Genomic DNA, 12798 nt, shown 5'->3' on the forward strand with positions numbered 1-12798 from the left:
GGATGGAATCTTGAGAATATTAATAGTAAATGGTCCTAATATTAATATGCTGGGTATAAGAGAAAAACATATATATGGAAGCAACACTTATGAAGAGATGTGTGAACATTTGAAAGAAAAAGGTGCAGAGCTAAATCAGGAAATCGATATAGTTCAAAGTAATATAGAAGGAGAAATAATAGAGTATATACAGGGGGCATATAATAAATATGATTCAATTATAATAAATCCAGGAGCATATACTCACTACAGTATAGCGATTTATGATGCTTTAATGGCTGTAAGCATTCCAACAATAGAGGTACATATAAGCAACATTCATTCAAGAGAAGAATTTAGACATAAATCTGTTACAGCATCAGCATGTATTGGACAGATTTGTGGATTTGGTATTTATGGATATGTAATGGCTATGAAAGGACTAATTGATATGAAAAAGAATAATAAAATATAGCAAAAAGCTAGTAGGATTTTTTACTAGCTTTTTTGTTGTAGAAAATTATAAAATTTTTAGTTTTTTACTCACTTAAAAACTTAATCATATTTTCTAATACTTCTATTCTTGCTCTAACTTCTTCATAGTCTAAGTAATTTTCACCATATTGATATTTCATAGATTCTTTAAATTCAGCTAATTCTTCTTTAAGTAAAGCTACTTTTATTTCATTATTGCTCATAGTATATTCTCCTTTATTTTATAGGTAGTTCATATATATATTCATATTTTACAATAAAACTAAAGTTTATTGAATACAGTATGTGAATATTTTAAGAAAAGTGCGACGCAATATTATTATATGGTGTCATTACTTTGTAACCTTTATGTATCTTTATTGTAACCAATAAAAACTTTATAAGGTATATATTATAAATATAGGAAATAATAATGACAATAAAGGAAAGGAATGTAATAAATGAAGAGAATAATGTGTTTAGGATTAATTGGACTTTTAGGTTTAGGAAATGTTTCTTATGCATCTGCACAGGGAGTTATTCCATCAGCAAAAATTACACAGAGTAATTTATCACTAGTAAAGAAGAATAATGTAAAGATTGCAACAAAGGCATTAAAAGATAAAAATGAAGCTATAGAATATGATTTAAAGATTCCAATAATTAGTGGATTAAAAGATAAAAAAATACAAGATAAGTTAAATAAGCTTTTTAATAATGAAATTATGAAGTTTAAAAATGAATTAGAAAAAGGAGCCAAAAGCGATCTAGAAGATTTTAAAAAGGAAGGTTGTACATTTCATCCCTATGTTGCTAAGGTAGAATATAAAGTATCATATAATAAAAATAATATATTAAGTATTTGTATAACATATGGTCAATATACTGGTGGAGCTCATGGAATGAGTTATAAAAAGTCTTATAATATTGATCTTAATACTGGAAATGAAGCTACTTTAAAAAATTTTTTCTGTGATGGAGAGAATTATAAACAAATTATTCGTAATGAAATTAAAAGACAAATAAAATTAGATGAAGACAGATATTTTAAAGGATATGATGAAGTAATAGATACTCTTTCTGATTCACAAGATTTTTATATTGAAGATGGAAAAATAGTAGTGTATTATGGACAATATGAAATTGCACCATTTGCAGCAGGAATTCCAGAGTTTAAGATTCCATTTTCACTATTTAAAAAAGGTGTAAAAACTAATATAGATGTAAAACAAAGTCCTATAAAAGTAGAAACAAAAAAAATAAGCACTAAAAATGAAGCTTTTATTGGTAGATTTGAAATTCCTGTACTATGTGGGATTAACAATAAAAAAGTAGAAGAAATAAACAAAAAAATTGAAAATGATGTTATGAACTTTAAAAAAGATATTGAAGATATGGCAAAAGAGTATTCAAAAGATGCAAAAAAAGAAGGTTGGAAAATTAGACCATATGATGCTTCAACATATTATCAAGTTTTTTATAAGGAAAATAATATTTTAAGTATTTCTGTTACTTTTGGTGAATATACTGGTGGAGCACATGGATATTGTGAGATGAAAACATACAATGTAGATCTTGAAACTGGAAAAGAAATAGCTTTAAAGGATATATTTAAAGATGGAACGAATTATAAAGATATTATAAATAAAGAAATAAAAAAACAAAGAGCTGCTGCTGCAAAACAACTAAAAGAAGATGTGGAAAAAAATGGTGAAGAATATTCAGAAGAGAATGCTCTATATTTTCAATTTAAGGGTATTTCAGAAAAACAATCGTTCTATATTCAACAAGGTAGTATCGTAATATATTTTGGACTATATGAAATTGCACCATATTCATCAGGAATTCCAGAATTTAAAATTTCACTTTCTCAATTTAAAGATAAAGTAAAAGATGAGTTTTTAAGTTTAAAAGAATAAAAGTTTAAAATAAAGAATCTTTTCTCAGAGTAGAAAAGGTTCTTTTGTTAGTATTAATTAAAGTTTACCTAAAGAGAAGTAAAGTATATAATAAACTTAATTATAAATATGGAGGCAATTAATATGGATAAGGTATATAAAGCTTATTACAAATCACCTATTGGGGTTATAGAAATAAAGGGAACAGAAAAAGGAATTCTCTCAGTGATTTGCAGCGAAAAAATTGAGAGCTTTGGAGATGTTCCGTTGCCATTAAAAGAAGCATATGCTCAGCTTGATGAATACTTTAAAGGTAAGCGAAAAGAATTTTCACTTAATTTATTAATGGAAGGTACAGAGTTCCAAAAAAAAGTTTGGAATGAACTTGCTAAAATTTCTTATGCTAAAACTGTATCATATAAATATATTGCTGAAGCTATAGGAGATGGTAAGGCTTGTAGAGCTGTAGGAAGTGCAAATGGTAAAAATAAGTTTTGGATAATACTACCTTGTCATAGAGTAATTGGTTCAAATGGTAAGTTAACGGGATATGCAGGAGGGATATGGAGAAAAGAATGGTTATTGAATCATGAAAAACAATTTTCTTAAAAGTTAGGAGCGTACTTATGAAAATGTTTGTATTCTTCATGGAAATAGTTGATGAAATAAATAATGATTTTAGAATAAGAATTACAGAAGACAAAAAACAAGGGTTATATACTGAAATTGTGTTTAATCCAAATAAAAAGGAATTAAGATTTTTGTCAGAGGATAAGCTAGAAACATATTTAAAGCAAAACGAATACCAATTAAGAAAAATACTACATAATAAAAGAAAAAATACTTTTTATAAAGGATTTAAACTTAAATTTGCCCTTAGAGATGAAAAAGATGTAGCAGCTTTTAATGATAGAAGTAAGATTGTTGTGTTGGATAAAAGAAATGGAAGCAATGAAAGTTATGTAGTTGATAAAGGTGAAGAAATAATACACAAAATATATACTGATGGAAGTTTTATGGAAAAATTAGATATAGGGGCTTACGCTGTATTAGTTGAGGATTTAGAAGGAAAATATAAAATTTATTCACAAAAGACCGAAGCGAAAAGTAGTAGTTTAATTGAACTTATGGCTGCAATTAGGGGATTAAAAGTTTTAAAATCTATAGAAAAGGTAAGAATTATAACTGACAGTCAATATGTTAGAAAAGGACTTACAGAATGGATTGTAAATTGGAAAATAAACAATTGGAATACAGCAAATGGAGAAAAGGCGAAAAATATTGAATACTGGAATGAATTTGATGAACTTACTAAAAACAAATATATTGAATTTGAATGGGTAAAAGGACATAGTGGACATTTTGAAAATAGTCTCTGTGATATATATGCAAGAGAAAAAGCTAAAAATAATTAGAGTGAAAGAATTATTTTTATTAAATTCATTCACTCACTTTTTCTGATTAAATATTTATTTGGGTTCTTTTTCATCTATTTCATTTTCATTTAGTAAACCAGTATTAATAGCTGAAATAGATGAATGTGGAGTTCTAGTTCCAAGAACATCTGTATTTATGTTGTTATAAAAATTTTCAAGAGTATATCCGTTTTTGCATAAGTAATCTTCTAAGTTATTTAATTTATTTTTAGAATTGTTTATTTGAACCATTTTTATCACCTCTAACTTTAGTATTTGTATAAATCAGAAATATATTCCACATAACAAAGATAATTTGTTAATTATGAATAATAAAAACAATTATGGTTATAATAACGAACGGGAATGTATCAAGTTTAAATATATATAACAAACGCATATGGAGTTTTTAGTATTATTGACATGAATTAACAGTTGTGATAACATTAATGTGTTATATTGGAAGTCAGTTATGTTAAGTAATTAGGAGTAAGTAATTTTAAAACTTAACACAACTAAAAATGTTTTAGGAGGAATTTTAGATGAAACAAGGAACAGTTAAATGGTTCAATTCAGAAAGAGGATTTGGATTCATATCAGTAGACGGAGGAGAAGACATATTTGTACATTTCTCAGCTATACAAGGGGATGGATTCAAAACATTAGAAGAAGGTCAAAAAGTTGAATTCGAAATTACAACTGGAGAAAGAGGACCTCAAGCAGCTAATGTAGTTAAACTATAATCCATATTCAAGTAGATTATTTCGAATATAGATGAGTTTATGAAGTGATATTCAAGTCGAGTATCACTTTTTTGTTTGCAAAAAACAATATCAATTTTTATGGGAAATGCATTGTGAAATTTTAAAATGATAATAATTCTATAAATGAATATTTATAATAAATATACAGTTTATTTATATGAATATGCTACAATTTGTTAATATTTATTGACAAAAATGCAGGGTGAATTTATAATTATTGCATAATAGGCAAAGCTATATGTTGTGCCTAAGCAAAGAGGGGGAAGCGTTTTGGTTAAAGTCAATATTATTATTATTATTATGTTTATAATCTATTTATTAGCTATGATGGCTATAGGATTAGTATTTTATTTTAGAACTAAAAATTTATCAGATTATGTATTAGGTGGAAGACAATTAAATGGATGGGTTACTTCTATGAGTGCTCAAGCATCTGATATGAGTGGATGGCTTTTAATGGGATTACCTGGAGCAGCATATCTATCTGGAATGGGAGCTATATGGATTGCAATTGGACTTGCAATTGGAACCTACCTTAATTGGAAAGTAGTAGCTAAACGTCTTAGAATTTATACTAAGTTATCTGGAGATGCATTGACTCTTCCGGATTATTTTGAAAACAGATTTAAGGATAAATCTAAAATATTAAGAATAATTTCAGCAGTATTTATTCTTATATTCTTTTTATTTTATACTTCATCGGGATTTGTAGCAGGTGGAAAACTATTTAGTACAGTTTTTGGAATATCATACATAAAAGCTTTAACAATAGGTGCAATTGTTATTGTAGTATATACTTTCCTTGGAGGATTTATGGCAGTTTGTTGGACTGATTTTTTTCAAGGAATAATGATGTTTATTGCAGTTGTAGCAGTTCCTGTTATAGTAATTAATAATTTAGGTGGAGTTAATACTACTATAGATGCAATTAAAAATGTCAATCCTAATCTTTTAAATGCGATTAATAATTTAGATGGTAGTACGATTTCGGTTGTGGGAATTATATCGTCACTTGCTTGGGGGTTGGGGTATTTTGGACAACCTCATATATTAGCACGATTCATGGCTATAAAATCTTCACAAGAAGTAAAGAAAGCTAGAGTAATTGCAATGACATGGGTTGTAATATCTTTATCAGCAGCAGTTATAATTGGAATGTTGGGAATTATATATTTGAAAACGCCTTTAGTAGGAAATGATAGTGAAAAGGTGTTTATGATAATGGTAAATCAAATGTTTAATCCTATAATTGGAGGGTTTTTATTGGCAGCAGTTTTAGCCGCAGTTATGAGTACAGCAGATTCTCAGCTTTTAGTTACAGCATCTTCAATTACAGAAGATTTTTATAAAGTATTATTTAGAAAAAATGCAAGTGACAAAGAGCTCGTGTGGGTAAGTAGAATAGCTGTTGCAATTGTTGCAGTTATTGCATATACATTGGCATTAAACGAAAATAGTTCGGTTTTAGGAATCGTTGCTTATGCATGGGCTGGTTTTGGAGCAACTTTTGGACCAACAATAATATTATCTTTATTTTGGGGTAGAATGACTAAAAAAGGTGCTTTTGCAGGAATGGTTTCAGGTGGATTAACAGTTATAATTTGGAAACAATTAACTGGAGGAATATTTGAACTTTATGAAATAGTTCCAGGAATTATAGTTTCTTTGATTGCAATATTTATTTTCAGTTTATTAGATAACGAACCAAATGAAGAAATTAAAAAAGAGTTTTCACAAGTTTGTATAGAAAGCAAAAATAAATAAGAGTTTGCTAAAAATACGCATGTAATATTTTACATGCGTATTTTTATAGTAAAAATTAGTTGCATTAACAACTAAAATAGCATATAATACAATATAGTTGCATGTGCAACAAATATAAATAAGATAGGAGGAGATATTGGTTTGAATTATTCTAACAAGTCAATTGGCAAGAATATTTCTATTTTACATAGATTTTCTCAAGCTTATATTGTAAGAAAACTTAGAGAATATAATATTGGAAGTGGTCAATATCCTTTTTTAATTACATTATTAAAAAATGATGGAATAAGTCAAGAAGAAGTAAGTCATATGCTTCATATAGACAAAGGAACTACAGCTAGAGCTATAAAAAAGCTGGAAGAACAAGGATATGTATATAGAATAGTAGACGAAGAAGATAAAAGAGTTTATAAGGTTTATGTTACAGAAAAGGCACAAGATGTAAAAAAGAGCTTGTTTAAGGCATTAGAAGCTTGGAGAGATGTACTTATGAAAAATTTTAATGAAGATGAAAAAAAGAAAACAGTTCAAATTTTAGAGAAAATGACTGAAAATGTGATTTTATATACCAAAGAGAATGATTAATACTAAAAGGGGAAATTAAATGAATAATAGAAGTGTAAAACTTGGAAATGAAGATGTAAAAAAACTTTTAATAGACTTATCTTTACCTGCAATGATAGGTATGATAGTAAATGCTTTATATAATATAGTCGATACTATGTTTATTGGTAATGGTGTTGGAACTATAGCAATAGGAGCGCTTGCAATAGCTTTTCCAATTCAAATGATAATAATGGCTTTTGGTCAAATGATAGGTATAGGGGCGGCTGCTTCTGTGTCAATAAATTTAGGAAAAGGTGATGTGGAAAAAGCAGATAATGTAGCAGGAAATTCATTTTTTGCAGTCGTTTTATTAAGTACATTAATTATGATTATAGGGCTTGTGTTTTTAGAACCACTGCTTGAAATTTTTGGGGCTACAAAAAATATTTTGCCTTATGCAAAGGATTATATTTCAGTAATATTTTTAGGCAGTATATTTTTATCCGTTTCAATGTCTGGTAATAATCTTATTAGGGCAGAAGGAAATGCTAAAGTAGCGATGTTTTCTATGCTTATAGGTACAGGGTTAAACATTATTTTAGATCCTATTTTTATTTATATATTTAAATTAGGAATCAAAGGTGCTGCTATAGCAACAATTATATCCCAATTTGCATCTTTTATTTTTGTTATTAGCTATTTACGTAGTGGAAAAAGTATATTAAAAATAAAATTCCATAATTTAAAACCTGATATTAGCATTTTGAAAGAAATATTTGCTATTGGATCAGCTGCTTTTGGAAGACAGGTGGCAGGAAGTATTGTTGCAATAGTAATAAATAATTCTTTGAAATTTTATGGTACTGAGTTGGATATAGCTATTTTAGGAACAGTTAATAAAGTTATTATGTTCTTGTATATGCCTTTATTTGGTATAGTACAGGGAATGCAGCCAATAGTTGGTTTTAACTATGGAGCTAAAAAGATGAAAAGAGTTAAAGAAACTGTTAAGCTATCTCTTATAGCAGCTACTACTTTAGCTGGAATAGGATTTATAGTTTCACAAACTTTATCTGTTCCTATAATGGGTGCATTTAGTAGCGATAATGATTTTATAATAAATGGAGCAGAGGTGTTGAGAGTTGTTGTACTAATGGTTCCGGTAGTAGGGATTCAAATTGTAGGAGCATCACTGTTTCAGGCATTAGGTAAGGCAATGCCATCATTAATATTATCATTGCTTAGACAGGTTATATTATTTATACCTTTAGTAATTATATTACCACGTTTTATGGGGCTTCCAGGAATTTGGAGAGCTTTTCCTATAGCGGATTTTGGTGCAACTGTGGTTACTGCAATTTTTATGATAAATGAAATGAAAAAAATAAGCTTACAAGATGAAAAATTAAAAAAGTTAGAATTAGAGTGTAGAGAGTAATAAATATCTACACTTTTTTATTTTGGGAATAGGTGAATTTTAATGAAAAATAAAACATAATCAATGGAAAGTTTACTTAAAAATATTTAAAAAAATTAAATTCAATACAATTTAATTAAAAATATTCTAGAAATTTCGACAATGTTTTGCTATAATAGTGTCATGGTTTAATATTTGAAATATTTAAACTATATTTTGTTCTATATATTAAATATTTTGCTAATTAAAACTTAAATAAAAATATTCTAGATGTTTGGATGGCTTTTATTATGATGAGCTTAAATTGATCATATCCACATTCGCTTTAAACATTAAAAATTTACACAGATTTTAATGTGATTTTTAAAATTTAAAAAATAAATTTTATTTAAGGGGGAAGAAGAGTGAAGAAAGTTAAGATAATAACAGCAGAAGAAGCCGCTAATTTAGTTGAAAATGATGACACCCTTGTTACAAGTGGATTTGTTGGTAATTGTAATCCAGAAGCATTAAGTAAAGCTATAGAAAAGAAATTTTTAGAGACTGGTTATCCTAAAAATTTAACATTTTTCTATCCAGCATCTCAAGGGGACAGAAGTGGTAAAACAGGTGGAGACCATTATGCTCATGAAGGTTTGGTTAAAAGAGTAATAGCAGGTCATTATGCTACCGCTCCAAAATTAGGGGAACTCTGTCTTGCAAATAAATGTGAAGCATATAATTTACCACAAGGGGCTTTAGTGTATTTACTTAGAGATATCGCTGGTCATAGACCGGGTACAATTACTCATGTTGGTTTAGATACTTTCGTTGATCCAAGAAATGGTGGAGGTAAAATAAACGAGAAAACAACAGAGGATTTAGTAGAAGTTATAGAAGTGAATGGTGAAGAAAAACTTTTCTACAAAGCATTCACTGTAAATGTTGCTTTCATTAGAGGAACTTATGCAGATGAATATGGAAATATAACTCTTGAAAAAGAAGTAGCTACTACTGAAGTTACATCTATAGCACAGGCTGTTAAAAATAATGGTGGTAAAGTAATTGTTCAAGTTGAAAAGGTTGTCAAAAGTGGTACATTAGATCCTAGATTAGTAAAAATACCAGGAATTTATGTTCATGCTGTTGTAGTTGCTGATCCAGAAAATCATGAACAAACTCTGGGAAGAGAGTTTAATCCAGCACTTTGTGGAATAGCAAGAGAATCAGTAGGTGGAGAAATAGAGATTAGTCCACTAACTGCTAAAAAAGTTATAGCAAGAAGAGCTGCTATGGAATTAAGAGAAGATACAGCTGTTAATTTAGGAGTAGGAGCACCTGAGTATATTGCTCAAGTTGCAAACGAAGAAGAAATTGGAGATTATATGACTTTAACTGTTGAGTCAGGTGCAATAGGAGGTATTCCTCAAGGAGGACCTAGATTTGGGTCAGCTTTAAATCCTGATGCTATTATTGATCAACCATATCAATTCGATTTCTATGATGGTGGTGGCCTTGATATGGCATTTTTAGGATTAGCGGAATGTGATGAGAATGGTAACATTAATGTAAGTAGATTTGGTCCTAAATTACCAGGTTGTGGTGGTTTCATTAATATAACACAAAATGCTAAAAAAGTATTCTTCTGTGGTACTTTTACAGCAAAAGGTTTAAAAGTAAAAATTCAAGATAGTAAGGTAATAATAGTAGAAGAAGGTAAGAAGACTAAGTTTATAAAAAAAGTTGAACAGGTTACATTTAGTGGAGGGTATGCAAATAAAAATGGACAACCTGTACTATATATAACAGAAAGATGTGTATTTGAATTAAGACAAGATGGACTTTATTTAATAGAAGTTGCACCTGGAATTGATATTCAAACACAAATTGTTGACTTAATGGAATTTGCTCCTAAGATTGATGGAGAAGTAAAGATTATGGATGAAAGATTGTTCAGAGAAGAAAATGTGGGATTAAAAAATAATAAATAATTAAATGAGTTTATAAAAACTAAAGATAAGATTGAACAGATGAAAAAATGATATTATCACATTGCTTATGCATGATGATGTTATTTCTTTTAAAAAATAGGTAAGACCATCTTACCTATAGGTATAAAAGGATGTTATTTTCACAAGGTAAGACCAACGTATCCTATAAAAATTAAAGTTTCAGGAGAAACTAGTTACAAAAGTTTTTATAGAAAACTAATTATTAATTTTAAAAGTTTGATAATTAGTTTTCTAATAACAATGAAGACGTAAGAAAAATTATTCATAAGTAAGGAGAAAATGCGATGTATACAATGGGTATTGACGTTGGTTCTGCATCCTCAAAAGTTGTAATACTTGAAGATGGAAAAGAGATTGTCGCTGCAGAAGTAATTCAGGTTGGAACAGGTTCTACAGGACCTAAGCGTGCTTTAGAACAAGCTCTTTCAAAATCAGGTCTTGAATTAGAAGATATGGCTAAAATAGTTGCTACAGGTTATGGAAGATTTGCGTCAGAAGAAGCAGATAAACAAATCAGTGAAATAAGCTGCCATGCTAAAGGAATCTTCTTTTTAGTGCCTACAGCAAGAACGATTATTGATATTGGAGGTCAGGATGCTAAGGCAATCAGACTCGACAATAGAGGTGGAGTTAAGCAGTTCTTCATGAATGATAAATGTGCTGCTGGAACAGGTCGTTTTCTTGATGTTATGTCACGAGTACTTGAAGTTGAACTTAGTGAAATGGCAGAATATGATTCTCGTGCAACAGAACCAGCTACTGTTAGCAGTACATGCACAGTTTTTGCAGAATCTGAGGTAATATCGCAGCTTTCAAAAGGAGTTGCTAAAGAGAATATTATCGCTGGTGTTCACCAATCGGTTGCTAGTAAAGCATGTGGGCTTGCCTACAGAGGTGGAATCGAAGATGATGTTGTTATGTGCGGCGGTGTTGCTCAAAATGAAGGTGTTGTTAGGGCAATAAGTAAAGAACTTAAAAGACCAGTAATTGTAGCACCAAATCCACAAATAACAGGAGCACTTGGAGCAGCATTATTTGCTTATCAAGAAGCTAAAAAAGAAAGCTAAAAAATTAATAAATAAATAGAATAATAAAATATGAGGAAAGAGGGATGAAAATGACTGATACATCAAGTATGAGTGCAAAACAATTGTTAGGTTATTATCAAGAAAAACTAGATGAAGAAGCAAGACAAGCAAAAAAAGAAGGAAAGCTTGTTTGTTGGTCCGCATCAGTTGCTCCACCAGAATTTTGCGTAGCAATGGATATTGCTATGGTATATCCTGAAACACATGCTGCTGGAATAGGCGCAAGAAAAGGTGCAATGGATATGCTTGAAGTTGCAGATAGAAAAGGTTACTCACTAGATATTTGTTCTTATGCAAGAGTAAATCTTGGTTATATGGAACTTTTAAAAGAAAAAGCTTTAACAGGAAAAACACCTGAAAAACTTGAAAATTCTCCAGCTGCAGATGTACCACTTCCTGATCTTATAATAACATGTAACAATATTTGTAACACATTACTTAAGTGGTATGAAAACCTTGCAGTTGAATTAAATATTCCTTGTATCGTAATAGATGTACCATTTAACCACACAATGCCAATTCCACAATATGCTAAAGACTATATTGCTGACCAATTTAAAGAAGCGATAGCTCAACTTGAAGAAGTTTGTGGAAGAAAATTTGACTATGATAAATTCTTAGAAGTTCAAGAACAAACACAACGTTCAGTTGCTCAATGGAATAGATTAGCATCAATGTTAACACACAAACCATCACCTTTAAATGGTTTTGATCTTTTCAACTTCATGGCACTTATTGTTTGTGCAAGAAGTAAAGATTATTCTGAAATTACATTTAAAAAGTTTGCTGATGAAACTGAAGAAAAGCTTAAAAATGGAATTTATGCCTTTAAAGGAAATGAACAAAAACGTGTTACTTGGGAAGGCATAGCTGTTTGGCCACACCTTGGACATACATTTAAAGGATTAAAAAATCTTGGAGATATAATGACCGGTTCAGCATATCCAGGTCTTTGGAACCTTACTTATACACCAGGAGATATGAGTTCAATGGCAGAAGCTTATACAAGAATTTATATAAACACTTGTCTTGATAACAAAGTTAAGGTTCTTAGCGATGTAATCGAGGGTGGGAAATGTGACGGTATCCTTTATCATCAAAACAGAAGTTGTAAGTTAATGAGTTTACTAAATGTAGAAACTGCTGAAGCACTACAAAAAGAAAATGGATTACCATATGTAAGTTTTGATGGAGACCAAACTGATCCTCGTAATTTTGCTCCTGCACAATTTGATACACGTGTACAGGCGTTAGACGAAATGATGAAGCAAGATAAGGAGGAAGAATAATGAGTAGAATTGAAAGTATTATAAATGAATTAGCAGTAATTTCAAATAACCCTAAAAAAGCTATGGAAGACTACAAAAAAGAAACAGGAAAAGGTGCAGTAGGTGTTATGCCTGTTTATGCTCCAGAAGAAATGATTCATGCAGCAGGATTTCTTCCAGTAGGTATATGGGGA

13 protein-coding genes and 1 pseudogene are annotated in these 12798 nt (G+C 29.7%); 12 read left to right on the forward strand and 2 right to left on the reverse strand.

Annotated features, from left to right (window positions below):
- Positions 1 to 10 precede the first annotated feature (10 nt).
- Positions 11 to 454: a type II 3-dehydroquinate dehydratase gene (aroQ, locus tag OW763_RS11725; RefSeq protein ID WP_268041328.1), complete on the forward strand. Its 444-nt coding sequence runs from the start codon at positions 11 to 13 to the stop codon at positions 452 to 454.
- A gap of 64 nt (positions 455 to 518) precedes the next feature.
- Here the strand turns inward: aroQ and OW763_RS11730 are convergent, their stop codons facing one another.
- Complete coding sequence (locus OW763_RS11730) at positions 519 to 677, reverse strand: hypothetical protein (RefSeq protein WP_268041329.1); 159 nt, start codon at positions 675 to 677, stop codon at positions 519 to 521.
- Positions 678 to 914: 237 nt separating this feature from the next.
- On the opposite strand from OW763_RS11730, the gene OW763_RS11735 reads away from it, so the two are divergent.
- The 3 genes from OW763_RS11735 to OW763_RS11745 all read left to right on the forward strand — a co-directional run bounded on the left by OW763_RS11735 (position 915) and on the right by OW763_RS11745 (position 3766).
- Entirely contained in the window at positions 915 to 2372 is a 1458-nt protein-coding gene (locus OW763_RS11735) for a PdaC/SigV domain-containing protein (protein WP_268041330.1), read from the forward strand.
- A 123-nt stretch (positions 2373 to 2495) separates the two neighbouring features.
- Positions 2496 to 2960, forward strand: a complete 465-nt coding sequence (locus OW763_RS11740; protein WP_268041331.1) for a methylated-DNA--[protein]-cysteine S-methyltransferase — start codon at positions 2496 to 2498, stop codon at positions 2958 to 2960.
- 17 nt (positions 2961 to 2977) lie between these two features.
- Positions 2978 to 3766, forward strand: coding sequence for a ribonuclease H family protein (locus tag OW763_RS11745; RefSeq protein WP_268041332.1), 789 nt, complete (start codon positions 2978 to 2980; stop codon positions 3764 to 3766).
- A 54-nt stretch (positions 3767 to 3820) separates the two neighbouring features.
- Here OW763_RS11745 and OW763_RS11750 read toward each other — a convergent pair whose 3' ends face one another.
- Positions 3821 to 4018: a hypothetical protein gene (locus OW763_RS11750; RefSeq protein WP_268041333.1), complete on the reverse strand. Its 198-nt coding sequence runs from the start codon at positions 4016 to 4018 to the stop codon at positions 3821 to 3823.
- A gap of 290 nt (positions 4019 to 4308) precedes the next feature.
- Here OW763_RS11750 and OW763_RS11755 point away from each other — a divergent pair, with 290 nt between their 5' ends.
- The 8 genes and pseudogenes from OW763_RS11755 to OW763_RS11790 form a co-directional block, all read left to right on the forward strand.
- Positions 4309 to 4509 carry a cold-shock protein gene (locus OW763_RS11755; RefSeq protein WP_268041334.1) on the forward strand — a complete coding sequence of 67 codons (201 nt, stop codon included), beginning with the start codon at positions 4309 to 4311 and terminating at the stop codon, positions 4507 to 4509.
- Between the two features lie 321 nt (positions 4510 to 4830).
- Entirely contained in the window at positions 4831 to 6294 is a 1464-nt protein-coding gene (putP, locus tag OW763_RS11760) for a sodium/proline symporter PutP (RefSeq protein ID WP_268041350.1), read from the forward strand.
- A 141-nt stretch (positions 6295 to 6435) separates the two neighbouring features.
- A complete protein-coding gene (locus OW763_RS11765; protein ID WP_268041335.1) occupies positions 6436 to 6879 on the forward strand; it encodes a MarR family winged helix-turn-helix transcriptional regulator in 444 nt (147 codons plus the stop codon).
- 19 nt (positions 6880 to 6898) lie between these two features.
- Positions 6899 to 8278, forward strand: a complete 1380-nt coding sequence (locus OW763_RS11770) for an MATE family efflux transporter (protein ID WP_268041336.1) — start codon at positions 6899 to 6901, stop codon at positions 8276 to 8278.
- Between the two features lie 383 nt (positions 8279 to 8661).
- On the forward strand, positions 8662 to 10227 hold the full coding sequence (locus OW763_RS11775; RefSeq protein ID WP_268041337.1) for an acyl CoA:acetate/3-ketoacid CoA transferase: 1566 nt from the start codon (positions 8662 to 8664) through the stop codon (positions 10225 to 10227).
- A gap of 305 nt (positions 10228 to 10532) precedes the next feature.
- The gene (locus OW763_RS11780) at positions 10533 to 11315 is read left to right on the forward strand and encodes an acyl-CoA dehydratase activase (RefSeq protein ID WP_268041338.1); all 783 of its coding nucleotides are present in this window, start codon (positions 10533 to 10535) and stop codon (positions 11313 to 11315) included.
- 50 nt (positions 11316 to 11365) lie between these two features.
- Positions 11366 to 12625 carry a 2-hydroxyacyl-CoA dehydratase subunit D gene (locus tag OW763_RS11785; protein WP_268041339.1) on the forward strand — a complete coding sequence of 420 codons (1260 nt, stop codon included), beginning with the start codon at positions 11366 to 11368 and terminating at the stop codon, positions 12623 to 12625.
- Positions 12625 to 12798 (forward strand): annotated as a pseudogene (locus OW763_RS11790) (2-hydroxyacyl-CoA dehydratase); the annotation flags it as partial. The gene OW763_RS11785 and the pseudogene OW763_RS11790, both read left to right, overlap by 1 nt.

It is taken from the genome of Clostridium aestuarii, from assembly GCF_026735135.1.
Classification (GTDB): domain Bacteria; phylum Bacillota; class Clostridia; order Clostridiales; family Clostridiaceae; genus Clostridium_H; species Clostridium_H aestuarii.